The sequence below is a fragment of the Streptomyces sp. NPDC051214 genome, from assembly GCF_040682375.1.
GTDB lineage: Bacteria > Actinomycetota > Actinomycetes > Streptomycetales > Streptomycetaceae > Streptomyces.
Map to the genome: position 1 here is coordinate 24,152 of NZ_JBFBAT010000001.1, position 24,349 is coordinate 48,500.

Genomic DNA, 24,349 nt, shown 5'->3' on the forward strand with positions numbered 1-24,349 from the left:
CCCGGCCGTCCGGACCGGAGTCGTGGGACGGAGAGGCCCCGGCGCCACGTCATCACCCCGCTGCCCCGACCGGGGCCGGCGCCGGGGGCCTCCCTCTCAGCGCTTCGCCTGCGCCGTCGAGCCACGCACCACGAGCTCGGGCTGGAAGACGAACTCCGTGTGCTGTACGGGGTTTCCGTGCAGCTCCTCGAGCAGCGCGCCCACCGCGGCGCTCGCCATCGCCTGCACCGGCTGGCGCACCGTGGTGAGCGGCGGGTCCGTGAAGGCGATCAGGGGCGAGTCGTCGAAGCCGACGACGGAGACGTCGCCGGGCACCGACAGGCCGCGCTCACGCGCCGCCCTGACCGCACCGAGCGCCATCATGTCGCTGCCGCAGACGATCGCCGTGCACCCCTGGTCGAGCAGGGCGCCGGCCGCCGCGTGCCCGCCCTCGACCGTGAACAGCGTGCGCTGCACGCGCTGTTCGGCCTCCCCCTGCTCCAGGCCGAGCAGCGCGTGCAGTGCCGCCGTGAACCCCTCCGCCTTGCGCAGCGAGGGGACGTAGCGGGTCGGGCCGATGGCGAGCCCGATCCGCCGGTGGCCCAGGTCGACGAGGTGACGCACCGCCATCCGCGCGGCCGCGCGGTCGTCGGGCGAGACGAAGGACACCGGGATGTGCTCGTTGTAGCCGTTGATCAGGACGAACGGCACGCCGCGGGCGTGCAGTTCGAGGTACCGGGTGGGGTCGGCCGTGGTGTCGGCGTGCAGCCCGGACAGGAAGACGATGCCGCTGACCCGGCGCTCCTCCAGTTGCTCGACCAGCTCGTCCTCGCTGGCCCCGTCCGGCATCTGGGTGCACAGCATCGGCGTGTAGCCGTGCCCGGACAGGACCTGTTCGACGACCTGCGCGAAGGCGGGGAAGATCGGGTTGCTGAGCTCGGGGATGACCAGACCGACCAGACCGGCGCTGTGCCGCTTGAGCCGCATCGGCCGCTCGTAGCCAAGGACGTCCAGGGCGGCGAGCACCCGGCGCCGGGTGCCGGCGGCCACCCCCGGCCTGCCGTTGAGCACCCGGCTCGCGGTGGCCTCGCTGACACCGGACTGGGCCGCGATGTCCGCGAGCCGCGGGACGCCCCGGTCTCCCCCGTCTCCCCGGTCGGCGGACCGCGGCAGGGAAAGGGTCACACCGCCCACCAGACGGTGGTGTCGGCGGGCAGCTCGACCTTGCCGTCCGCCGTCTCCACCTCGGCGTTGGACAGCAGGATCCGGCCGGGGGCCGGGATCCGCACCGCTTCACCGGTGGTGTTGGCCGTGCACACGAAGCCCTCACGCCTGAAGGCGAGGACACCCTCGGGGGCATCGAGCCACTCCACCGAGTCGCCGGCGCCCAGGCCCGGCAGCTCCCGGCGCACGGCGAGCGCCCTGCGGTACAGCTCCAGCGTGGACGCGGGGTCGCCGGTCTGCGCCTCGACGCTGAGCTCGCCCCATCCCTCGGGCTGCGGCAGCCAGCTGCCGCCCGCACCGAAGCCGTGGCTGGAGCCGTCGATGGTCCACGGGATGGGCACCCGGCAGCCGTCGCGGAACCCGTCCTGGCCGTTCGCGCGGAGGAAGGAGGGGTCCTGGCGCACCTCGTCCGGCAGCTCGGTGACGTCCGGCAGGCCCAGTTCCTCGCCCTGGTAGACGTACGCGGAGCCGGGCAGCGCCAGCATCAGGAGCGAGGCGGCGCGGGCACGGCGCAGGCCGAGCTCGCGGTCGCCCGCGGTGCTCAGCTGCGTGCCGAGCCCCGGCGGGTTGGCGAACCGCGTGGCGTGGCGGGTGACGTCGTGGTTGGAGAGCACCCAGGTGGCCGGGGCGCCGACGGGGCGCATCGCGGCCAGCGACACGTCGATGACCTCGCGCAGCTCCGCGGCGTCCCAGTGGGTGCCCAGGTACTGGAAGTTGAAGGCCTGGTGCATCTCGTCCGGGCGCACGTAGGCGGCGGCACGCTCGACGGTCGGGGTCCAGGCCTCTGCGACGAGAATGCGCTCGCCCGCGTACTCCGTCAGGACCTTGCGCCAGCTGCGGTAGATCTCGTGCACGCCGTCCTGGTCGAAGAACGGCATGACATCGTTGCCCAGCAGCTTGAGCTGGTCGCTGCGGCCGATGTCGGGCAGCCCCTCGGCCTTGACCAGGCCGTGGGCGACGTCCACGCGGAAGCCGTCGACGCCCATGTCGAGCCAGAAGCGCAGGATCGAGCGGAACTCGTCGTGGACGGCGGGGTGTTCCCAGTTGAAGTCGGGCTGCTCGGGGGCGAACAGGTGGAGGTACCACTCGCCGTCCGGTGTCCGCGTCCAGGCGGGGCCGCCGAAGACGGACTCCCAGTCGTTGGGCGGGAGTTCGCCGTTCTCGCCCTTGCCCGGCCGGAAGTGGTAGCGCTCGCGCAACGGGGAGCCGGGGCCCTCGCGCAGGGCGCGCTGGAACCAGTCGTGCCGGTCGGAGGAGTGGTTGGGCACCAGGTCGACGATGACGCGCAGGCCCAGGCCGTGGGCGTCCCGCAGCAGGGCGTCGGCGTCCAGGAGGCTGCCGAACATCGGGTCGATCGCGCGGTAGTCGGCGACGTCGTAACCGGCGTCGGCCTGCGGCGAGGAGTAGAAGGGGCTGAGCCAGACGGCGTCGACGCCGAGGTCCCTGAGGTAGGGAAGGCGGGCACGGATGCCGTCCAGGTCACCCATTCCGTCACCGTTGCCGTCGGCGAAGCTGCGCGGGTAGACCTGGTAGATCACCGCGCCACGCCACCAGTCCGTGTGGGTGCCGGAGGCGGGGGCTGCAGGGGCAGCGAGATGCTGGGTCATGTCTTCCCTGAGATCGAGAGGTCGAGTGCGAGGGGGGTGTGCGCGGTAGCAGGGCTGCGCGTCAGGACTTCGTCGCGCCGGCCGTGAGGCCGGAGACGAGGTGGCGCTGTACGAAGCCGAAGATCACAGCGGCGGGTACGGCGACGATCACCGCCGCGGCCGTCAGCGAGCCCCAGTCGCTGGTGTACTGGTTGACGAAGGTCTGCAGGCCGCCCGCCAGGGTGAGGTTCTCCTCGCCGGTCATGAAGGCGGAGGCGTAGGCGACCTCGGCCCAGCCGGTGATGAAGCTGTAGAAGCCGGTGACGGCCAGACCGGGCTTGGCAAGGGGCACGATGAGCCGCCAGAACGTGCCGAACGGATTGAGTCCGTCCACGCGTCCGGCCTCGTCGATCTCCACCGGGATGGTGTCGAAGTACCCCTTCATCATCCAGGCGCAGAAGGGCACGGCGATCGTCAGATAGGTGACGACGAGGCCGATGGGCTGGTTGAGCAGGCCCAGGTTCGCCAGGAGGTTGTAGAGCGGCACGATGAGCACCGCGACAGGGAACATCTGGGTGATCAGCAGCATCCACATCAGTGGCCGCATGCCGGGGAACTTGAAGCGGCTGACGGCGTAGCCGGTGGTCGCCGAGATGAAGACGCCGATCACCGTGGTGAGGCCGACGACGAGCAGGGAGTTGGCGAGCCAGCTCAGGAACTCGGTGTCGTTGACGACGTGGTCGTAGTTGCGGAGCGTGAAGTCCTTGACCAGGTCGGTGGAGAACGCCTCGCTGGTCGGCTTGAACGAGGTGATGAGCAGCCACAGCGGCGGCAGGATCGCGGTGGCGGAGGCGATCAGGAGGCCCAGGTGGAGGCCGACCGAGGCCAGCGGGCCGCGCTCGCCGCGCTCCCTGACCTTCTTGGGCCGGGCCGGGGGCGGGGTCTTCCCGCCGGTCGCCGAGGTCTTCTCGTCGGTCATGGTGGTCACCACACTTCTCCCTGCTTGCGGAGCGCGCGGCGGTAGACGACCGCGAAAAGCGAAAGGAGCAGCAGAATGATGACGCCCCAGGCCGCGGATCCCGCGAAGTCGCGCGGACTCACGACGAACGAGAGCCGGTAGGCGTACGTCACCAGGATCTCGGTGGCGTCTCCCGGACCGCCCCGGGTCAGCAGGAAGATCACCGGGAACATGTTGAAGGTCCAGATGCCGCTGATCAGGATGACGGTGCTGCTGACGGTCCGCAGGCCCGGCAGGGTGATGTGCCTGAAGCGCTGCCAGGCGTTCGCGCCGTCCATCTCCGCGGCCTCGTAGAGCTCACCGGGGATGGACTGGAGTCCACCGAGCATGGCGACCAGCATGAACGGGACGCCGAGCCAGACGTTGACCGTGATCACCGAGAGCTTGGCCCATGTGGGGTCGTTGAGCCACGGGATCGCGTCGATGCCGCCACCGGCGAGGATCTTGTTGAGGATGCCGTTCTTCTCGTTGAACAGCAGCCGCCAGGTGAAGACGGAGACGAAGGCCGGCACCGCCCAGGGCAGGATCAGCGCCATCCGGTAGAGGGAGCGCCCCGCCAGCTTGCGGTTGAGCATGTTCGCGAGGACCAGGCCGAGCGTGAAGGAGATCGCGACACAGGAGACGGTCCAGATGATGGTCCAGGTCAGCCGGTCCCAGAAGACGCCGTCGGAGAGGACGGCGGTGTAGTTGTCCAGGCCGACGGACTTGTAGGTCGCCGGGATGTGGTTCATGCCGATGGTGCGCTCGACGTTCGCCTCGTTGGCGTCGGTCGTCGACAGGTACAGGCCCCGCACCAGCGGGTACCCGATGATCACGCCGATGACGGCCACCACGGGGGCGACCATGGCCCAGGCGTACCAGTGCGTGGACAGCGACCTGCGCAGCCGTCCGGGGGTCTTGCCGGTGTCGCCGGTCCGCCGGCCGCGGCCGCGGGCGCCCTGGGCGTCCGCGGCCTTGGCCAGAGACTGGCTGCTGTCAACAGCCATTTACTTGTAGTCCTTCAGGAGCTTGCGGTAGGCGTCGCCGACACCCTTCGCGCCGTTCTCGGGCGAGGTCTTGCCGCTGAGCACCTTCTCCATCTGCAGCCGGATCGGCTCGAACAGGGCGTTGGCCTGCGGGATCCACGGCCGCTCCACGGACTTGTCCACGGCCGGCTTGAAGAACTGCACCATCTGGTTGTCCTTGACGGACTGCACGTCGTACACCGAGGTACGGGTGGGCAGCAGGCTCAGCTTCTCGGTGGTCTGCTGCTGCACCTTGGCCGAGCTCATGTACTTGATGAACTCGTAGCTCGCGTCGAGGTTCTTGGAGCCCGCGTAGGCCGCGAGGTTCCAGCCGCCCTGCGGGGAGGCCTGGCGGTCGCTGCCGCCGGGCACCGGGGCGATGCCGAGGTTGGCCTTGTCGCCCTTGAACGACTTGCCCTGCAGGGCTCCCTCGATGGACCACGGTCCGTCGAGGGCCATCGCGACGTCGCCGTCCTTGAAGGCGTTGAGCTGGTTGTTGTAGCCGTCGCTCGCGTCGGTGGTGGCGGCCTTGGAGTCGACCAGGTCCTTCATGACCTTGAAGGCCGCCGCGCCCTCGGGGTCGTCGACGGTGATCTTCTTGCTCTTGGTGTCGAGGAGGTCGCCGCCCTCGCCGTAGAGGTACGGGAGGTAGTAGTACGGGTCGTCGCCGCGCAGGTAGAGGCCGGTCTTGCCGGACTTCGACTTGATCTTCTTGGCGGCGGACTTCACCTCGTCGAAGGTCTTGGGGGCCTCGACGCCGGCCTCCTTGAGCATCTTCTTGTTGTAGAAGAGCGCCAGGGTGTCGATCGTCTGCGGGGCGGCGTAGGTCTTGCCCTTGAACTTGGTGCTTGCCGCGGCCTGCGGGAGGTAGTCGTCCGCCTTGTCGAGGGCGGGGGTGCCCTCCAGCGGGGCGAGGTAGCCCAGGTTGGCGAAGTCGGCGACCCAGGCGACCTCGGTGCGCATCACGTCGGGGGCGCCGGAGTTGCCGCCCGCGGCGTTCTTGAACTTGGCGTTGGCCTCGCCGAACGCGACGCTCACATAGTTGACCTTGACGTCCGGGTGGAGCTTCTCGAAGCCCTTGGCGAGCTTCTCGTAGGTCCCCTTCTCGGCGTCGTTCGAGGTGTCCCAGAAAGTGACGGTTCCGGACAGCTTGCCCGAACCCTTGTTGCCGCTGTCACCGTCATCGCCACCGCACGCTGCCACTGTCAGGGCCAGGGTCGCGACCAGTGCGGTGGACGCTATGCCACGCCGCATGTGAACTCCTTCAACTGATCCCGGAACAAGGGGAGGCGAAACCCCCAACAGAGCTGCCTCCTACGAGCCGCACTCGACGCGGCGCCGGGTTGCCAGGGAACGTAACAGGATTGAAAAGCGCCCGAAAGACCTTGCGGGAAATTTCTGCAAGGACTGCTGATCGTTACCGCTGTGTGTCCTTACGGTTGCTCTTGCTGCGCTTGACAGGCCCCTGAGGTGGCATCGGTCGCCCCTACTTGACCCCGAATGGCCCGCAAGCTCCTTGCAGAACCGGAACTTTCTGCAAGCTTTCACAAGCGGTGTGCAATCCGGCAGATCACCGGTACAGTCCCCGCATGACCGCACGGCTCGTCGACATCGCAGCGCAGGCGGGGGTGAGCGAAGCCACCGTCAGCCGCGTCCTCAACGGCAAGCCCGGTGTGGCGGCGGCGACCCGCGAATCCGTCCTGGCCGCCCTGGACATGCTCGGCTTCGAACGTCCCTCGCGGCTGCGGCAGCGCAGCAGCGCAGGACTGATCGGCCTGATCACGCCCGAGCTGGACAACCCGATCTTCCCGGCCCTCGCCCAGGTCATCGCCCAGGCCCTGACCCGCCAGGGCTACACGCCCGTCCTGGCCACCCAGACGCCCGGCGGCTCCACCGAGGACGAGCTCACCGACATGCTGGTGGACCGCGGCGTCTCCGGAATCATCTTCGTCTCGGGCCTGCACGCCGACACCACCGCCGACATGGAGCGCTACGAAGTGCTGCGCGGCAAGGGCGTGCCCTTCGTCCTCGTCAACGGCTTCTCCCCCAAGGTGCAGGGACCCTTCGTCTCCACGGACGACCGTGCCGCGGCCCGGCTCGCCGTCACCCACCTCGCCTCACTGGGGCACACCCGGATCGGGCTCGCGGTGGGCCCCAAGCGTTTCGTGCCCGTCCTGCGCAAGATCGAGGGCTTCCAGATCGGCATGCAGGAACGCCTCGGGATGTCGTCGGCGGACTCCGAGGAGTTGATCGAGCACTCCCTCTACACCCTGGAGGGCGGCCAGGCCGCGGCGGGCACGCTGATCGGCCGTGGCTGCACCGCGATCGTGTGCGCCAGCGACATGATGGCGCTCGGCGCCGTCCGGGCCGCGCGGGAACGGGACTTGCGGGTGCCGCACGACATCTCGGTGGTCGGCTACGACGACTCGCCGCTCATCGCGTTCACCGACCCCCCGCTGACCACCATCCGCCAGCCGGTCCAGGCGATGGGCCAGGCCTCCGTGCGTACGCTCCTCGAGGAGATCGGCGGAACTCCCGCGCCGCACAGCGAGTTCCTCTTCATGCCGGAGCTCGTGGTCCGCGGCTCGACGGCGTCCGGCCGCTCGGACCAGCCCTAGGGACCAGCCTTAGGACCAGCACTGACGAGCAGGAGCACCTGTGGCAACTGAGACGACCGAGATCGACGTCCTGGTGCTCGGCGGCGCAGGCGTGGACTCGATCGTGTACGTCCCCGAGCTGCCGCTCCCCTACGCCGACAGTCACCTGGTCCCCGCGATCGAGACGCGCGCCGGGCAGACCGGTGACTTCGTCGCCATGGGCGTGCAGGCGCTGGGGCTGCGCACCCATCACATCGACCTCATCGGCGACGACCACGAGGGCGATCTGGTCCGCGCGCTGCACCGCGAGCGCGCGATCCCCTTCACCGAGGCGCTCCAGCGCGCCGGCACCAAGCGCGCGGTGAACCTGGTCGGCCCCGACGGACGGCGCCTCTCGCTGTACGACAACAGCCGGTCACAGGGCACGGACCGGCTGCCCACGGCGACGGTCGAGGCCCTCACCGCGGTGAGCAGGCACGCCCACGTCTCCCTCACCCATCCCTGCGCCTTCGCCCTGCCCACGCTGCGCGCGGCCGGCGTGAGCATCTCGACCGACCTGCACAACTGGGACGGCACCGAGCCGTACCACGAGGCCTTCGCCTATGAGGCCGACATCGTCTTCCTCTCGGCCACCGCGCTGACCGACCCGGAGAAGACCATGCGTCAGATCGCCGCCCGTGGCCGGGCCGAGGCGGTCGTCGCGACGGCCGGGGCCGAGGGGGCCCACCTCCTCGTCGACGGCGAGCTGTCCCACGTGCCGCCCGTCACGCCCCCGGCGCCCGTGGTGGACTCCAACGGCGCCGGTGACGCCTTCGCCTCCGCCTACCTCTTCGGCCGCCTCGCCGGCGAATCCCCCCTGCGGTGCGCCCGCTACGGCGCGATCGCCGGAGCGTACGCCTGCACCGTCCCGGCCACCGGCACCGACGTCATCACCAGGGAACAACTCCTCTCCCTGGCCGCCGGGCCCCCGGGCGGACCGCCCACCGAACCACCGCGGGCCTGAGCGAGGATGGCCGGCACCACCACGCAGCGACACGGAGGAAGAGAAATGGCATCACGGACCGACGTGCACACCGGTCGTGTGCTGTACGGATGCATGGGGCTCGGCGGTTCCTGGGACACCACGCCGTACACCGCCGAGGACATCGCCACGGCCGAGGCCGCCGTGGACGCCGCGCTGGAGGCCGGCATCACGGTGTTCGACCAGGCCGACATCTACCGGCACGGCAAGTCGGAGGCGGTGTTCGGCGAGGTGCTCGCCAGGGCGTCCGGGCTGCGCGAGCGCATCGTCCTGCAGACCAAGTGCGGCATCCGCCTGGCCGACGGCGACCGGCCAGGTCTGTACGACCTGCGCGGGCCGACCATCGTCCAGCGGGTCGAGGAGAGCCTCACCCGGCTGCGCACCGACGTGATCGACGTACTGCTCCTGCACCGCCCCGACCCGCTGACCGGCCCGGAGGAGATCGCGAAGGCGCTCGCCTCGCTGCACGGTCAGGGCCTGGTGCGCCGGTTCGGTGTGTCGAACATGAGCGCCGCGCAGATCGCGCACCTACGGGCGCATCTGGATGTACCGCTGGTGGCCAATCAACTGGAGATGAGCCTGGAGTGCCGCGACTGGGTGGAGGCCGGGGTACTGGTCAACACCCCCGCCGCGGCCGACAGCGGCTTCCCGCACGGGACACTCGAGTACTGCACCGCCAACGGCATCCAACTGCAGGCCTGGGGAGCCCTCGCCCGGGGTCGCTTCACCGGCGGCGGCGAGACCCCGACGGCACGGCTCGTCGCCGACCTCGCCGCACGCAAGCGGACGACCCCGGAGACGATCCTCCTGTGGTGGCTCCAACGGCACCCGGCACGGATCGCCCCCGTCATCGGCTCCAGCCGCCCGGACCGCATCCTCGCCTGCCGCGACGCCGTACACCGCGAACCCGAACTCACCCACGAGGAGTGGTACGACCTGTGGATCACGGCCCGGGGCGGCCCGCTTCCCTAGGCGCCCCTCCTACAGCCGTCGGACGATCTGCGCCGCCGAGTTGTCGGCCTGTCGCCTGCGGTCTCTCCTCAACTGATCTACGGGGGCGCTGATTTCACCTCGGCCTTGCCCCGTGGGGCCGTAGTCGAGGGGTTCGGATGTGGTGGGCGCCACACGAGCCGAGGTATGTGACTTAGGTAAGCCTAAGCTAAGTTAGCGACTGATCGCCTCTCCTGGAGGCGCCTCAGTCAAGGAGATTGACGCAGCATGTCCTCACTCACCTGCCGCATCCGCCGTACCGCCGCAGTCGCCGTGGCCCTCGCCGCCGGCAGCGCGCTGGCCCTGACCGGTACCGCCTCCGCGCAGCCCGGCAAGGCCTCCGGCAAAGCGTCCGGCTCGACCGTCGAGTCCGCGCCGCTCGTGAAGGGGCTCTACCAGTCCGCCTACTCCGAGCGGAACAACGTGCTGTGGGCCACCTCCGCGGTGGGCCGGCCGCCCGTCACCAACTCCGGCCTGCTGAAGGTCGACCCGCGCACCCTGAAGGTGAAGGCCACCTACACGCCTCCGGTCACCAACGCCACGACCGGCGCCGTCGAGGCCGTCTACGGAATCGCCGTCGACGACGAGCACAACACCGTCTGGACGACGAACACCCGCGACAACTCCGTGGCCGTCTACGACCAGCGCACCGGCAAGCACCTCACCTCGCTGCCCGGCGTGAACCACGCCCGTGAGGTCGTCGTGGACGCCAAGCACAACACCGCGTGGGCGAGCGGCTTCGGCGACGGCACCGTCGTCGCCTTCGACACCCGCACCCTCAAGGAGAAGAAGCGCGTCACGGTCGAGGGGTCGAGCCCGACCGGCCTCGCCCTGAACGCGCGGACCGGCGCCCTCTACGCCGCCGACCTCAACGGCGACCGGATCATCGAGATCACCCCGAAGGGCCAGAGCCCGCGCCTCATCCCGACCGGCGACGGCCCGATCTCCATCGCGCTCTCCAAGAACGGCCGTACCGCCTACACCGCCGACCAGGCCGCGGGCGGCGTCTCGGTCGTCGACCTCAAAAAGGGCACCGTGACGAAGTCCGTGCCGACCGGTGCGGGCGCGCTGTCCGTCGCCACCGACCGGCGTTCGGGCAAGGTCCTGGTCGCCAACCGGACCCCCGGCACCGTCACCGTCGTCGACCCCGCCAAGGGTGCCGTCATCGAGACCCTGGCCACCGGCGCCAACCCCAACCACGTGCAGGTGACGGGCGGTACGGCGTTCGTGGTCGACAAGTCCGGCACCGGCCCCGAGGGCCAGGACCAGGCGCACCGCATCCGCATCGGCCGCTGAGCTCGCGCCCACGCCCGGAATCACTCGACGCCCCGCCCGCCACGCGATCGTGGCGGGCGGGGCGTTTGCGTAGGCCTGCGCGGCGACCGATTACGACGTGAGCCGCTGACCGCGGTCATGCGCCGCGCCGGGCGCGTCCACCGGATCGCTCGCACGCACCAGCCTCTTGCGTACGAGGTGACGCTGCGCCGCGACGGTCGCGATCACCCCCGCGCCGAGCAGCGGCCAGGCAAGGGGACCCGCGGCGATCACCGCCGTGACCAAGAGGGGTCCCCCGCTGCGCTGGGCCGACGAGGAAAGGCCGTACGCCGAGGTAGGCGCCCTGGGCGTCATCGGGGGCGAGCGCGATGGAGAGTTCCCAGGACGCGATGGCGTGCAGTATCTCCGCGAAGGTGAAGGCGATCGCCGCGGCCACCAGGGCGATGACGGCCGGCCAGGTACCGCCCGTCACCGACGCGGTCATCGCGGCGCAGCCGACCACGAAGCAGGCGGCCAGCGGTACGAGAAGTGCGCGGGCGGCGTCCGGCGTGCTCCCGAAGCGTGACAGCGGGACCTGGCAGCAGACGACGAGCACGCAGTTGAGGACCATGAGCAGCGGCGCGAGGCCGTGCGGTGCGTCCGTGGCGTGCACGATCCACAGGGGCATGCCGACCTGGAGCACGGCGTCGTCGAGGAAGAGCGCCGCCTCGGTGGCGGTGAACAGCAGGTAGGGGCGGTCGCGCCAGGGGTTCGACGGCGAAGCGGGACGCTCGGACACCGTGGAATCGGTGACCACCCGGGAGGGGGAAGGCGGTTCGGCGCAGCGCAGGGTGAGCAAGGCGGCGACGAGGAAACTGAGCACGTTGCCGATGAGCAGGGCCTGGTAGGCGTGGTCCGTGCCGACGGCGAGGGCGAGCGCACCGGCTAGGCCGCCGATGGCCCAGCCCGCGTTGGACACCGTGCGCTGCACGGCCTGGTACCTGGTGCGGTCGGGGCCCGCGATGCGGGCGGCGTACAGCTTGGTGAGGACGTTGGCCCCGCGGTCGGCGAGGCTGTTCACGGACGAGTACAGCAGGAGCAGGGAGAAGTTGTCCGTCGTGAGCAGCGCCAACAGGGCGATGGCCTGCTGGAGTTGGGCGCCGAAGATGACGCGCGTGACGGGGAACCGATCGGCGAGGTGACCCGCGAGCGGCGCACCGGCGATGCCGACGGCGCCCGAGACCCCCATGAGCACGCCGACCTCCGCGACCGAGAGCCCGGTGACCAAGGTGAAGTAGAGGGCCGCCGCCCCCATCCACAGTCCGGTTCCCCACTTGTTGATCAGAGCGATCCAGAGCATGCGGCGGCCGTCGCGACCCCCTGGTATGCGTGCGTACAGCGCGGCCCGCCGACGACTGATGCCCACCACTCCCCCTTGGCTTCCCACGTGACCCCGACTTCCCGCTTGACTCCGACTTTTGTACTGATACATACTTGATTACGTGGCAGCACAATATGCGATCAAGGGCACGACCGCCAAGGGCATTACCTCGTCGGTCGAACAGGCCGTGGCCGAAGGCGCTTTGGGCCCCGGCGACGCCCTGCCTCCGGTACGGAGACTGGCCGATGACCTCGGGGTCAGCGCGGGGACCGTGGCGACGGCCTACAAGGAGCTCCGGCAGCGCGGGATCGTGGTGACGCGGGGACGCGGCGGGACGGTGGTCGCGCAGGCGCCCGCGGTCGGCGCCCGCCGGCCTCCGAGAGTGCCGCACGGCGTGTGCGATCTGGCGGGCGGACATCCGGACCCCGCACTGATGCCCGTACTGCTGCCACCCGAGCGCGTGGCCCCCGTCCTCGGCTCGCACCGCGCCTCGCCGCGCCGTACCCGACTCGAGGAGCTGTCCCGTGAGTGGTTCGCCCGCGACGGCGTCCCCGACAGCCGGGTCACCTTCGCGCACGGGGCACTGGACTGCATGGCGCGGCTGCTGTCCACGGAGTTGAAGCCGGGCGACGCGGTGGCCGTCGAGGACCCGGGCTTCCACCATCTCCTCGATCTCGTACCGGCGTTGGGCCTGCGCATGCTGCCGGTCGCGGTGGACGACGAGGGAATCAGACCGGACGCGCTGACCGGCGCGCTGCGAGCCGGCGCCAGGGCGGTGGTGTGCAGCCCCCGCGGGCAGAACCCGATGGGCGGCTGCTTCTCGGAGGCGCGACGCGACGCCCTGCTCGACGCTCTCGGCGGCTTCCCGGACATCCTGGTCATCGAGGACGACCACAACGCGGAGGTCGCGGGCGCACCCTCGCACTCGCTGGCTTCCGGCGGTCTTGAGCGGTGGGCGCAGGTACGGACCGTGTCCAAGCATCTGAGCGTCGACCTGCGGTGGGCGGCACTCGCGTGCGACGCGACCACGCTGGCCCGGCACGAGGGCCGGATGCTGCTCACCTCGGGATGGGTCAGTCATCTGCTGCAGGAGACGGTCGAGGGCACGATGCGTGATCCCGCCGCGCGGACGCTGATCGGACGCGCCGAACAGGCCTACACCGAGCGGCGCGAGGCGCTGATCGCAGAACTCACGCGGCACGGGATCGCGGCGCGCGGCGCGAGCGGGATGAACGTGTGGGTCCCGGTGCGGGACGAGTCCGCAGTGGTCAACGGCCTGCGCTCACACGGGTGGTGGGTGGCGGCGGGCTCGCGCTTCCGCATCGCCACGCCCACCGCCGTACGGGTCACCACGGCTACGCTCGAGGTGCGGGACGCGGCCCGGTTCGCCGCGGACTTCGCCGCGGTGCTCGACGACTCCGAGGCCACGTACGGAGGTTGAGGCCACGTGCGGAGGTTGAGGCCACGGCAAGACAGAGTGCACGAGGCGACAGGAGGCGGACGGTGGGTGGCGAGCAAGTGATCAGCTGGCGGCGGCTCGACGAACCGGACTTCCCGCTGCTGCGGCGGTGGCTCGAGCAGCCGTACGTCGCACGCTGGTGGAATCACGAGACGTCACCCGAGGCGGTGGCGCGCGACTTCGGTCCGGCGGCGCGCGGCGAGGAGCCGTCGGAGGATCTGCTCATGCTGCTGGACGGTGAACCGTTCGGCCTCGTCCAGCGCAGCCGCTACGCCGACTACCCCGAGTACGGCGACGAGTTGGCCGGCCAGGCGGAGATTCCCGAGGGCGCCATGAGCATCGACTACCTGATCGGGGAGCCCTCACACGTCGGCCGGGGACTCGGCACGCGCATGATCCGGGCGATCATCGAGGCCACCTGGAGCGATCACCCCGAGGCGACCGCGGTGCTCGTCCCCGTGCACGCGGGCAATCACGCCTCCTGGCGCGCCCTGGAGAAGGCGGGCCTGCGGCGGATCGCCGAGGTGTCACTGGAACCCGACAACCCCCTCGACGACCGCGCCCACCACCTCTACCGAATCGACCGGCCCGCCCCCTGATGCGGACGGCCCGGCTGAGCCCTACGCGGGAAGCGTGATCCGGTCGAGCCGCTCCCGCTGCTCCGCGCTCAGCCGGAGACCGGCCGCGGCGACGTTCTCCGCCAGGTGGTCGAGCGAGGCGGTGCCGGGAATCGGCAGCACGACCGGCGAACGGTCAAGCAGCCAGGCAAGGGCGACCTGCGCCGCGGTGGCGTCCAGTTCCGCCGCGACGGCCGCTATCTCGACCGCCCCGCTCGAGGCCGCCGGGTGGACCGGCCGCCAGGGCAGGAAGGCGATCCCCGCCGCGTCACAGGCGTCGAGCACGGCCTCGTGCTCCCGGTCCAGCACGTTGTAGCGGTTCTGCACGCTCGCCACGTCGACGACCTGCCGCGCCTCGTGCAGCTCGTCGACGGTGACCTCCGACAGGCCGATGTGCCCGATCCTGCCGTCGAGTTGGAACTCCCGCAGGGTGCCGAGCTGATCGGCGAGCGGCACCTTCGGGTCGAGACGGTGCATCTGGAGCAGCCCGATCCGCTCGACGCGCAGTCGGCGCAGGGCCTGCTCGACCTGCTCACGCAGGAACTCCGGCCGTCCGTTGGGCCGCGCCTCCTCGCCCGCACTCGGGCGCTCGAACGCGACCTTGGTCGCGATGAGCAGGTCGTCGGGGTACGGATACAGCGCTTCGACCAGAAGTTCCTCGTTGGCGCCCCACCCGTACATGAACGCCGTGTCGATCAGCGTGATGCCCAGCTCCACGGCCCGTCGGGCCACCGCGATGGAGGCGTTCCTGGCCGCTCCGGCCTCGGTCGCGAGGCGCATCGCCCCGAACCCCATGCGGTGGACAGGGATTTCACCGCCGATGCGGAAGGTGCTCGATGTCATGTGTCGTGTCTCCCCCTCGTGGATCTGTCCGGGCCGAGCCGGCGCCGTCTGCGCAGACGGTGGTTCACCCAGACCACGAGCCCGACCAGTGACAGCACCACCGCCCCGCCCGCGAGAGTGACGGTGCCCCCGACCATGAGGAAGAGCAGGAGCAGCTCCCCTGCGGACGGTTCCTCGGCCATGCCCCTCCTCACGCCGCAGCTGTCACCACGACGACGAACCGCCTGCGTGATCGGTTCCCGCCCGATCCGCCGATCCCGCCGCGAATTGCGCACCCCCGTGCATTGACGGCCCACGACGCCCGGTTCAGGGTGTTGCCTCCCGAAAGGCCTCAAACCTTGAACCTCGAGCCTCAAGCCTCAAGCCTCAAGAAGGGTTCCTTCATGCGAAGACGAGTCTTTGTCCGCGGACTGACCATCACCGGCGCAGGACTAAGCCTGCCCGTCCCGTTAGCCGGAGCTGCCGCCGCACGCCCTGCCACCGCGGCCGCAGCCTGGCAACACGTCGCCGCACCAGCCGCGCAAGAGGCGGCCCACCTGCTCGCGGTCACCGCCGCCGGCCCCGAACTCGCCTGGGCCGTGGGCGAACAGGGCCGCTACGGAGGCACCCTCGGCACCCCGCTCGCCCTCAGCTGGAACGGCTCCGCCTGGTCACGGACCGACCTCTCCCACCTGACGTACCGAGGCGGACTCCGCGCGGTCGCCGCCTCACCGGACGGCACCTCGGCGAACGGCGCCGCCTGGGCCATCGGCACGGACACCGCCGGGCACGACCAGCTCCTCGCGTGGGACGGCACCACCTGGCGCGAGACGGACTTCCCCGGGCGTGGCGAACCGGGGACACGGCTGACCGACGTCACCGCTGCCCCCGACGGCCGGTTCTGGGTCGCGGGCCGGCACGGTGACCGCGCCGGCCTGATGCGCACCGACGGCACGACGTGGCGCTGGTGCCGGCCGCTGCCGGACGAGGCCGCGCCCACGCCGACCGGCGTCCATGTGACGCCCGGCGGTGAGGTGTGGGTCTACGGCGACATCATCGCCCGCTGGGACGGCGCCTGGACGGTGGTGCCCCGCACGCTCGGCATCCGTGCCTCGGTGACGGGACTGCTCCCGGTCGCGCACGACGACATCTGGCTCACCGGGTTCGCGTACGGCGTGGGCGGACCGCCCGGCAAACCGCCCGGCGTCACGCTGCAGCACTGGGACGGGGCCCAGTGGAGCAACGTCCAGGCGCCGTTCACCGTCGGCCTGTTGAGCGGTATCGCGGGGGACGCCGCCGGGCGGCCGGACCGGATCTGCGGCTGGGACTTCTGGGACCAGAAGCGCGCCCACTACCTGCGCTGGGACGGCGCGGCCTGGCTCAGCGAACGCGGACCGGAGACGCCGTCCACCTACCTGCCCCAGGCCATCGCCCCGATCCCCGGCACGGACGGCGGTCACTGGTCGGTGGGCACGACCTCCTTCTCGCCGTTCCCACCCGCCCAGCTCCGCGTGGAACGCTTCGGCTGACCCGAGCGCCCGCCGCCGCCGAGCCTGCTCCTAGGCCCTCGGCGTGATGCTGAAGTCGAAGGCGGAGGTTCCGGGGTCCACGGCCGTCAGTCACCCCGCCGTCGACCGTCAGCGACGCGCCGTTGACGAAGGAGGCGGCGGGCGAAAGCAGCCAGGAGATCGCCTCGGCGACCTCCTCCGGCTGCCCCGGCCGGCCCGATGGGACGAGCCGCGTCGCTTCCTCGTACGCCGCGTCGGCCCCGCCGTCCCCCAGGCCCGCCTCCTCGGCGAACCGGGTCATCCGCCGGTCGGCCATCTCGGTGCGCACCCAGCTGGGGCACACGGTGTTGGCGCGAAGACCGGCCTTGCCGTAGTCGACGGCGAGGGAGCGGCACAGCTGGAGCAGCGCCGCCTTGGACGTGGCGTACGCCGCGTTGGCCACCCCGTTGCGCAGTGCGGCGACCGAGGCGACCGCGACCACCGAGCCGCGCGCCTCCAGGAGGTGGGGAAGCGCGGCCCGCATCAGCAGGAAGGGGCCCGTCAGGTTGGTGCGCAGCACGGCGTCCCAGTCCTCGTCGGACAGATCACCGACCGCGCCGCTGCGCCCGACCCCGGCGTTGAGCACGAGCCCGTCGATGCGGCCGTAGGTCTCGACGGTCGCCGCGACGAGCCCGGCGACCTCCGCCGGATCGCCCGTGTCCGCGGGGTGGGCCAGCGCACCGGTCTCCTCAGCGACGCGGCGCAACGGCTCGGGGCGCCGTCCGGAGACCACGACGCGGTGCCCGGCAGCACGCAGCTGCCGGGCGGTGGCGGCACCGATGCCCGTCCCGCCACCCGTGACGACGACAACTCGGCTCTCCGTCATGTCTGTTCAGCCTCCGAACGCGGTCGTGAGCACATGGCCGTGATCATACGTAGGCCGCTCACGACCGCGTTCGGTCGACCTGCCCGAAGGCCCTCGCGGGCCGTGGGCCCTTACTCGTCGATCGCCGCGCCGAACGCCGCGCCCGTGCCCGGCGCGCCCAGCGACTCCGCGCCGTAGGTCCACGACCCGGACGCGGTGATGCCGCCCGAGCCCGCGGACAGGACCCACACGATGCCGTCACCGGCGTTCTCGCGCGGTGCGGCGGCCAACAGACCGAAGCGACCGTCGCGGTTGGGGTCCGTCAGGCGCACCTGGGCGCCCCACTTGTCGCCCTTCTCGGCCGCGCCGGGGATGTCCGTGGAGTTCTGGTCCCACGACTTGGCTCCGACCCCCGTCAGGCCGTGCTCGGAGCCACGCAGCACCCAGACCGCCCCGGCATCCGCGACCGTGCCGATGTCCTCGCCGGGAGCACCGATGGCGACATCCGCGTATCCGTCGCCGTTCGTGTCCGCCACGGACAGATCGGCGCCCCAGCCGTCGCCGCGCTCGGCGACGCCGGGCACGTCCACGCTGTCCTGCGTCCACCACTTGGCCTCGTCCTTGAGGCCGCCCGCGTCGCCGTAGCGGACGCCGACCAGGCCACCGGTCTGCGTCTCGCCCCCGTCGTCGGGGGAGTTGGGCTCTCCGGTCACCAGGTCGTCGAAGCCGTCGTGGTTGATGTCACCGGACGCGGCGACGGGCCCGCCGTGCAGGTCGTGCTCGTACTTGAGGCCGTCGGCGTTGCCCGAGAAGTACGCGGACCAGCCGTGCCCCGGCTCCTCGCCCACGGTCACGCCGGACACGACGAGATCCGCGTATCCGTTGTTGTCGTAGTCGCCGGTGGTGAGCGACTTCGGCGTGATGTCACGCTCCTCGGCCGCCGCGGAGAGCCGCTTGGTCTCCTGGCGCCGCAGCGGGGCCTGCCCGTCGGCCTGCGGCGCGGCGTCGTAGGCGAAGAGTTCCAGGTCGTCGCGGTCCAGTACGGCGAGGATGTCGCCCGGCGTCTCGTCGGTGTGGTGCGCGGCGGCGAGGCTCAGGCCGAACTGCTCGCCCTTGGTGGGCTCCTGGGTCTCCAGCCAGTCGCTGGCCTCACCGCTGAGGCCGTCCTTCGAGCCCCACAGAATCGCCACCCCACCCGCGTCCGCCGTGTCGCCGATGTCCTCGCCGGGGATGCCGACGATCGCGTCGTCGAAGCCGTCGGCGTCCAGGTCACCGGTGGCGACGGCCGTGCCGAAACCGTCGGCCGCCTCGGCGGCGCCCGCGACACCGGCGGTCGACTGGCTGAACCGGTCCACGGAGGTGGTGTTCATGCCTCTGGAGGAGCCGTACTGGGCGGTGACGAGACCGGCGCCCTTCTGGCCGCTCACCGTCGCCCCCGGGGCTCCGACCAGCACGTCCTCGTATCCGTCGCCGTTGAAGTCACTGTTGCGGTCGTCGGCGTGCGTACCCCCGGGGGTGCCGGCGACGGCGGAGGGGGCGGCAACGATGCCCGCTCCGCTGAGAAGGAGGAATGAGGCCGCGGCGAGGGCGGCCGAACGGTTCTTGCGCACGAGCGGCTCCTGAGAAGGAAAGTGGCCGGGCAGGCGCGAGGGTGTCCGGAAAGGGCCCGTTCCTTGTCCGGCGCCCTGTTCGACACCGCATGGGGCACAAGGGTTGTACGCGACGTCCCGCTCAGAAGCGGGGTGTGCCGTTCCTCTGAAGCCATGGCCGCCATTCAGCGGGCCTTCTTGGTGACCACGAACCGGTCGATGACCAGGTGATCGATCTCGGTGGCGAGGAAACACTCCAGCGCGTCCCGCGGCGAACAGACGATGGGCTCTCCGGCCACGTTGAACGAGGTGTTGAGCAGGCAGGGCACGTCCGTCCTCGCCGTGAAGGCGCGCAGCAGCTGGGCGAGCGCGGGATTCTGCCGGTCGTCGACCGTCTGGACGCGCGCCGTGCCGTCCACGTGGCAGGCGCCGGGGATCCGCTCCTGGTACTCCTTGCGCACCGGGAACACGAACGTCATGTACGGGGACGCGGTCTTCTTGCCCATCTCGAAGACGCGGGGTGCCTCGGAGGCGAGGACGACCGGCGCGAACGGACGGAAGGGCTCCCGGTGTTTGACCCGGAGATTGATGATGTCCTTGATGTCAGGGAAGGCCGGGTTGGCGAGGATGCTGCGGTTACCCAGGGCGCGCGGCCCGAACTCGGCACGGCCCTGGAACCAGCCCACGACGTTCTTCCCGGCCAGCAGCTCTGCCGTCCTCTCGGCGGCAGCGGGGACATCGGGCTCCTCCTGCCACTCCACACGGTCCGCGTACTCCCCCAGGACGCCGAGGATCTGCCGCTCGTCGTACGAGGGCCCCAGGTAGGGCGTCGTGACCGCGTCCGCGGGCCGGTTCCGCAGACCGGCGCCGTAGACGGCCGCACCGATGGCGACGCCCGGGTCGCTGGCACCGAAGCTGACCTCCATGCCGGTGAACGACGAGCGCTGAAGCATCTTCGTGTTGGCCACGCAGTTGAGCGCGAGTCCGCCCTCGAAGAGCAGGGTGTCCAGGCTGGAGGCGGCGGACAGTTTCCGCAGCTGGTGGGCGGTGACGGCCTCGACCATGTGCTGGGCGAGCCCGGCGACCTTGACCCGGAAGTCGAACTCCTCGCGCTTCTCGCTGTCACCGCCGAACAGTTCGTCGAAGAGCGCGTGGTAGGCCCCGACGTCCGCGGGGACGGAGAGGGTGTACGAGCCGTCCTCGTGCAGGCGCACGACGTGTTCGAGCAGCGGGTTGTGCTGGGGCGACGGGCCGTAGGCGGCCAGGCCCATGACCTTGTACTCGTCGTTGTTGGGCACGAAGCCCAGATAGCGGGTGATCCTTCCGTAGACCACGCCGAGCGAGCTGGCCATGTCGACGGTGGCTTCGTCGAAAAGGCGGACCACGCCGTCGCGCAGCTCGCCCATGACGGAGGACAGGGTCTCGGCCCGCCCGTCGCTCACCAGGAAGGCCGCGTCGCCCCCGCCTGCCAGGTAGGCGCCGCACATGAGGTGGGCCAGGTGGTGCGGCACCAGGGTGAGCTTGTTGGGGTCCAGCGCGTGGCCGGTGCGCCGGACGAAGTCGCCGTACACCGCGTCGCGGCTGAGCATCCCGGTGTAGAGCTCGCCCGTGCGCCGCAGCGAGTCGAACTTCGCCGCGACCGGCAGGTCGGAGTCACATATCTTCGCGATCATCTCCTCCGCCACGGTCGGCGAGAAGCGCCAGGGGAAGGCGACGACGTCGACCTGGTCGAGTTCGACTCCGGCGGATTCCAGACACCACCGGATCGCGTCGGCCGGGAAATCGGAGGTCTTCTTGACCCGGCTCAGCTGTTCCTCCTCGACGGCGGCGACAACTTCGCCGTCGATGGACAGGGCAGCCGCCGCGTCATGACCCACCAGGAGATTACGGCCGACACCGGTCGCCCCGTAGAGACGTCCGAAGAGTTCCGCACCTCTGGTGAATCCGTTGTAACCGAGCACGATCACGGGCTTTCATCCTCCTTGTCGAAGCACCTTGCCACTGCAATTCGGGCGGTCATAACCTGGGGCCGGACACCCGTGACCGAAAGGATCCGCTCGTGGGCAGCAATGCTTCTGCAACCCCTTTGACCAGCACAGTCGTCGCCGAAGGCTTTGACCGCTGGAGCCCTCCTCTGCACGAGGAATTCAAGACCAACACGCAGAACGGCCGCGTGGGCCGGACGCTGGTGAAAGAGACCGAATCGGCGCGCATCTGGGAAACGCATCTCCAGCCGGGAGAACGCATTCCGGTTCACCGGCACGTACTTGACTATTCCTGGACAGCACTCACCGACGGTCTGGCCCGCCAACACGCGAGCGACGGCAGCAGCCGGGAAATCTCGTATGTCCGCGGGCAGACCCAGCATTTCAGCTTCGCCGAGGAGGGTTATCACCTCCATGACCTGAAAAATATCGGCGACTCAGTTCTGTCGTTCCTTGTCGTCGAGATAAAGGACGGGGCCAACAAGCCCCTTCCGTTGGCGGACGGCACCGCCGCCGACGCCTGATCCGGTTCACAGCGCGGCGGAGAGCGCGGCGAGCAGCGCGTCGTTCGCACGCCGGTTGCCGACGGAGATCCGGCAGGTGGCAGGGATGAGGAAACCGACGTCGGCGACCACGATCCCCGCCTGGTGCAACTGCTCCATGACGCGCTCGTGCTTGTGCAGCCGCACCAGCAGGAAGTTGGCCTCCGAGGGGAACACCCGCTCCACCGCCGGGTGTTCGGCCAGCATCCCGGCCATTCGGTCGCGCTCGGCCCGGATGTGCCGGATGCTGGCGAGCACCCGGCGACTGCTGGTCAGCCGGTCCCGGACGGCGACCTGGGACGCGTCGGTGAACCCGAAGGGCACCTGCACCCGCCGCAGCGCCTCGATGATCCCGGGGTGCGCGAGGGCGATCCCGCACCGCGCGCCGGCGAGCCCCCACGCCTTGGAGAGCGTTCTGAGCACGATCAGGTTGTCGTGCTCGGCGACGAGACCGGCGTACGAGGGCTTCTCGCTGAACTCGACATACGCCTCGTCGATCACGACAAGGCCGCGCGTACCGGTGACGAGTGCCCGCACCCGCTCCGGGTCGAGCCTGGTCCCCACGGGGTTGTTCGGATCGCACAGGATGGTGATGCGCGGATCGGCGGCCAGAATCCGCTCCGTGTCGAGCTCGGACAAGTCGTCCCCGTGCAGGGGCACTTCGACCAGCGGCAGGCGCAGCAGGCGGGCGAAGTGGGCGTAGAGCGGAAAGGTGGGCGGTGTGACGCACACGCTCTCGCCGGGCGAGGCGAGTGCCGCCAGGAGCAGCATGACGCCGTCGACGGAACCGCTGGAGAACAGCAGATGGTCCGCTGTCAGGGTGTCCGTGCCCTCGTGGCCGGGCAGTTTCGCGATCGTGTCCAGGTAGGTGCGGGCGAGTTCGGCCGTGTCGAGATGGGGGTACTGGCCCGCGCTGCCCAGGAACGGGTTGGTGTTGCCCGACAGGTCGATGGTGTCGAACCGCGGCTGACTGCGGGCGCGTGCCGGGCCGGGGACCAGCACGGTCGTGACGGGCGGAGCCGCGAAGCGCGACAGCGCCGGCTCCGCCCCCACGGTCTCCGGAGCCGTGCTGTCCTCCGCCCGCAGCCAATGGTCGAGGGGGACGAACAGGTCGGCTCCGAGGCCGCGCTTGTCGTCGGCATCGCCCGGACCGAGGTGGACCCAGTGCAGGCCCGCGCGCCTGGCGTCGAGGTAGAGCCCGTACAGGGCCGCGGCATGGAGATCGTCCGGCGCGACATCGTGGGCGTCGGGGTCGGTGGCCTGCGTCAGGTGGTAGAGCCCCCGGCCGTTGTGGGACCTGGCGGTGAGGGCGACCTGGACGACGGCGTCGCCCCGGCGGCGCACGAGCATCTCCAGGCGGTCCGCCAACGCACCGCCCGCCAAGACGTCGAGGGCCCCGGTGTTGTACGGGTTGTGGCCACCGCCTTTGCGTTCCGCCGGCCGCCGGTGCAGTTCCACGAAGGCATCGCGCGCCCACGGTGTCTCGCCGAGCTCGCTCAGGCGGATGCGTTCCCAGGTGAGGTCGCGGGAGAGCGCCTCGTGGCGGCGGCGCAGGGCGCGCTGCCGCCCGCCGCCCACACGGGCGCGCAGCACCTCGTCCACGTCCCCCGTCAGCCGTACGACACACTCGTGATCGGCGGCCAGGGGGACGAAGCCGGCCGCGCGCAGCGTGCGGGGGTCGTCGGTGCGGCGCACATTGGGCACGAGGATCTGCCGTACGTCCAACGCCTCGGCGCGGCGCACCAGCGCCTCGACGGCGTGGGCGGAGGGAGCGGGGCTGGTCGGGTGGTAGAGGGCCGCGCCGCCGATCAGGGTGGGGCGCTCCAGGATGTCGGGGCTCAAGGAGCCGAAAGCGCCTTCCCCTCGGGTCAGTTGGGCCAGGGCCCCCACCGGTTCGCGGCCTCCCAGGGCGGCACCGAGCGCTTCCTGGAGCGCCTGCGTGTCTGTGGGCCTGCGCATGTCAGTGCTCCCCTCCTCGCTCCGTCGCGGCCGGGCCGACGTGGGCCTCGACGCGGTCGCGGTACTCCTCGAACAGCTCGGCCAGCGTGCGGGCGATGCCCACCTTCCAGTCGACGGAGCAGTCGCCGATCAGGCCCCGGCGGACCTCGTGGTCGAAGATCGCGGTCTCTCGGCTGTAGTCGCTGCGGTCCAGCCGCAGCGGTACGCCGGTGAGCGCGGACATGTACTCGAGAAGGTCGGTCATGCCGACCTCCTCGTCCCCACCCCAGTTCACCACCCGAGCGGGCGTCCGCGCCGCGCCCCACAGCAGCGGCACCTGCCGGACGAGGTCGTCGGTGTGCAGCAGATTGCAGTGGTTCTGCCCTTGCCGCGGCACCGCGCACGGCTGTCCCGCGCGCATCTGCCGGAACAGGATCATGGGGACACCGCCGTGGCCGTACGGCCCGTAGGCGATGTTGAGCCGCGCGATCACCGTCGGCAGTCCGAGCGCTTCGGCCAGGCCCCGCGCCACTCCTTCGGCGGCGAGCTTGCCGACCGGGTACGTCGGCAGCCAGGGCACCGCGCCGCCCACGGCATCGTCCTCGCGGTAGCGATGGGTGCGGTCGGCCCGGTTGTAGACCACTCCCGACGAGACGTACAGGAACGCCTCGGCGGTGGCGCAGTGGGTCATCAGGCGTGCGGTGCCCGCGGCGTTGACGCGCGCGGTCTCCGCGAAGTCCTTGCCGTCGCCCCGGTGCACCGCCGAGTGCAGTACGTGCGTGAAGTCGTCCGGCAGGCCGGTCAGTTCATCGGTGGCCATGTCCCAGGTGAAGGTGTGCGCGCCCATCTCCTCCAGGGCCTTGCGGGCGCCGGGGTCCCCGAACCGGCCCAGGCACCACACCTCGTTGTCCGCTGCGAGCGCCTCGGCGACAGGCATCGCGACCTGCCCGGTGCCACCCGTGACGAGAATCTTCTTGCCGTGCATTCCTGT

The 24,349-nt window shown here is 70.7% G+C and carries 20 protein-coding genes and 1 pseudogene; 8 read left to right on the top strand and 13 right to left on the bottom strand.

Annotated elements, in window-relative coordinates; translation table 11 throughout:
- Positions 1-96 precede the first annotated feature (96 nt).
- The 5 genes from AB0M70_RS00115 to AB0M70_RS00135 all read right to left on the bottom strand — a co-directional run bounded on the left by AB0M70_RS00115 (position 97) and on the right by AB0M70_RS00135 (position 6,065).
- Positions 97-1,164 (bottom strand): LacI family DNA-binding transcriptional regulator, encoded by a 1,068-nt coding sequence (locus AB0M70_RS00115; protein WP_365814644.1) that lies wholly within the window; start codon positions 1,162-1,164, stop codon positions 97-99.
- Positions 1,161-2,810: a glycoside hydrolase family 13 protein gene (locus AB0M70_RS00120; protein WP_365814646.1), complete on the bottom strand. Its 1,650-nt coding sequence runs from the start codon at positions 2,808-2,810 to the stop codon at positions 1,161-1,163. Before AB0M70_RS00120 ends, AB0M70_RS00115 begins: the two co-directional genes overlap by 4 nt.
- Before the next feature lie 61 nt (positions 2,811-2,871).
- Entirely contained in the window at positions 2,872-3,768 is an 897-nt protein-coding gene (locus AB0M70_RS00125; RefSeq protein ID WP_365816211.1) for a carbohydrate ABC transporter permease, read from the bottom strand.
- 5 nt (positions 3,769-3,773) lie between these two features.
- On the bottom strand, positions 3,774-4,793 hold the full coding sequence (locus AB0M70_RS00130) for a sugar ABC transporter permease (RefSeq protein WP_365814648.1): 1,020 nt from the start codon (positions 4,791-4,793) through the stop codon (positions 3,774-3,776).
- Positions 4,794-6,065, bottom strand: a complete 1,272-nt coding sequence (locus AB0M70_RS00135) for an extracellular solute-binding protein (RefSeq protein WP_365814650.1) — start codon at positions 6,063-6,065, stop codon at positions 4,794-4,796.
- 335 nt (positions 6,066-6,400) lie between these two features.
- Here AB0M70_RS00135 and AB0M70_RS00140 point away from each other — a divergent pair, with 335 nt between their 5' ends.
- The 4 genes from AB0M70_RS00140 to AB0M70_RS00155 all read left to right on the top strand — a co-directional run bounded on the left by AB0M70_RS00140 (position 6,401) and on the right by AB0M70_RS00155 (position 10,715).
- Positions 6,401-7,429: a LacI family DNA-binding transcriptional regulator gene (locus tag AB0M70_RS00140; RefSeq protein ID WP_365814652.1), complete on the top strand. Its 1,029-nt coding sequence runs from the start codon at positions 6,401-6,403 to the stop codon at positions 7,427-7,429.
- 40 nt (positions 7,430-7,469) lie between these two features.
- Complete coding sequence (locus AB0M70_RS00145; RefSeq protein WP_365814654.1) at positions 7,470-8,411, top strand: adenosine kinase; 942 nt, start codon at positions 7,470-7,472, stop codon at positions 8,409-8,411.
- A 45-nt stretch (positions 8,412-8,456) separates the two neighbouring features.
- Entirely contained in the window at positions 8,457-9,401 is a 945-nt protein-coding gene (locus tag AB0M70_RS00150; RefSeq protein ID WP_365814656.1) for an aldo/keto reductase, read from the top strand.
- A gap of 246 nt (positions 9,402-9,647) precedes the next feature.
- Positions 9,648-10,715, top strand: a complete 1,068-nt coding sequence (locus AB0M70_RS00155; protein WP_365814658.1) for a YncE family protein — start codon at positions 9,648-9,650, stop codon at positions 10,713-10,715.
- A 115-nt stretch (positions 10,716-10,830) separates the two neighbouring features.
- Here AB0M70_RS00155 and AB0M70_RS00160 read toward each other — a convergent pair whose 3' ends face one another.
- Positions 10,831-12,033, bottom strand: coding sequence for an MFS transporter (locus AB0M70_RS00160; protein WP_365814660.1), 1,203 nt, complete (start codon positions 12,031-12,033; stop codon positions 10,831-10,833).
- A 142-nt stretch (positions 12,034-12,175) separates the two neighbouring features.
- On the opposite strand from AB0M70_RS00160, the gene AB0M70_RS00165 reads away from it, so the two are divergent.
- On the top strand, positions 12,176-13,495 hold the full coding sequence (locus AB0M70_RS00165; RefSeq protein ID WP_365814662.1) for an aminotransferase class I/II-fold pyridoxal phosphate-dependent enzyme: 1,320 nt from the start codon (positions 12,176-12,178) through the stop codon (positions 13,493-13,495).
- A gap of 77 nt (positions 13,496-13,572) precedes the next feature.
- On the top strand, positions 13,573-14,112 hold the full coding sequence (locus AB0M70_RS00170; RefSeq protein ID WP_365816213.1) for a GNAT family N-acetyltransferase: 540 nt from the start codon (positions 13,573-13,575) through the stop codon (positions 14,110-14,112).
- 21 nt (positions 14,113-14,133) lie between these two features.
- Here the strand turns inward: AB0M70_RS00170 and AB0M70_RS00175 are convergent, their stop codons facing one another.
- Both AB0M70_RS00175 and AB0M70_RS00180 read right to left on the bottom strand, forming a co-directional pair.
- Positions 14,134-14,973 carry an aldo/keto reductase gene (locus AB0M70_RS00175; protein WP_365814664.1) on the bottom strand — a complete coding sequence of 280 codons (840 nt, stop codon included), beginning with the start codon at positions 14,971-14,973 and terminating at the stop codon, positions 14,134-14,136.
- Positions 14,970-15,155 (bottom strand): hypothetical protein, encoded by a 186-nt coding sequence (locus AB0M70_RS00180; RefSeq protein WP_365814666.1) that lies wholly within the window; start codon positions 15,153-15,155, stop codon positions 14,970-14,972. The genes AB0M70_RS00175 and AB0M70_RS00180 overlap by 4 nt, the downstream gene beginning before the upstream one ends.
- A 201-nt stretch (positions 15,156-15,356) precedes the next feature.
- Here AB0M70_RS00180 and AB0M70_RS00185 point away from each other — a divergent pair, with 201 nt between their 5' ends.
- Positions 15,357-16,481, top strand: coding sequence for a hypothetical protein (locus AB0M70_RS00185; RefSeq protein ID WP_365814667.1), 1,125 nt, complete (start codon positions 15,357-15,359; stop codon positions 16,479-16,481).
- Between the two features lie 30 nt (positions 16,482-16,511).
- Here the strand turns inward: AB0M70_RS00185 and AB0M70_RS00190 are convergent.
- From AB0M70_RS00190 to AB0M70_RS00200, 3 genes and pseudogenes are all read right to left on the bottom strand, one after another.
- Positions 16,512-17,325: pseudogene (locus tag AB0M70_RS00190) on the bottom strand (SDR family oxidoreductase).
- Positions 17,326-17,435: 110 nt separating this feature from the next.
- Positions 17,436-18,914 (bottom strand): esterase, encoded by a 1,479-nt coding sequence (locus AB0M70_RS00195; RefSeq protein WP_365814669.1) that lies wholly within the window; start codon positions 18,912-18,914, stop codon positions 17,436-17,438.
- Between the two features lie 164 nt (positions 18,915-19,078).
- Complete coding sequence (locus AB0M70_RS00200; RefSeq protein ID WP_365814671.1) at positions 19,079-20,860, bottom strand: carbamoyltransferase C-terminal domain-containing protein; 1,782 nt, start codon at positions 20,858-20,860, stop codon at positions 19,079-19,081.
- A gap of 92 nt (positions 20,861-20,952) precedes the next feature.
- Between AB0M70_RS00200 and AB0M70_RS00205 the strand changes: the two genes are divergently transcribed.
- Complete coding sequence (locus AB0M70_RS00205; protein WP_365814672.1) at positions 20,953-21,402, top strand: hypothetical protein; 450 nt, start codon at positions 20,953-20,955, stop codon at positions 21,400-21,402.
- Positions 21,403-21,408: 6 nt separating this feature from the next.
- Here the strand turns inward: AB0M70_RS00205 and AB0M70_RS00210 are convergent, their stop codons facing one another.
- Together AB0M70_RS00210 and AB0M70_RS00215 are read right to left on the bottom strand one after the other, a co-directional pair.
- On the bottom strand, positions 21,409-23,379 hold the full coding sequence (locus AB0M70_RS00210) for an aminotransferase class I/II-fold pyridoxal phosphate-dependent enzyme (RefSeq protein WP_365814674.1): 1,971 nt from the start codon (positions 23,377-23,379) through the stop codon (positions 21,409-21,411).
- Between the two features lies 1 nt (position 23,380).
- Positions 23,381-24,343, bottom strand: coding sequence for an NAD(P)-dependent oxidoreductase (locus AB0M70_RS00215; protein ID WP_365814676.1), 963 nt, complete (start codon positions 24,341-24,343; stop codon positions 23,381-23,383).
- Positions 24,344-24,349: the final 6 nt, after the last annotated feature.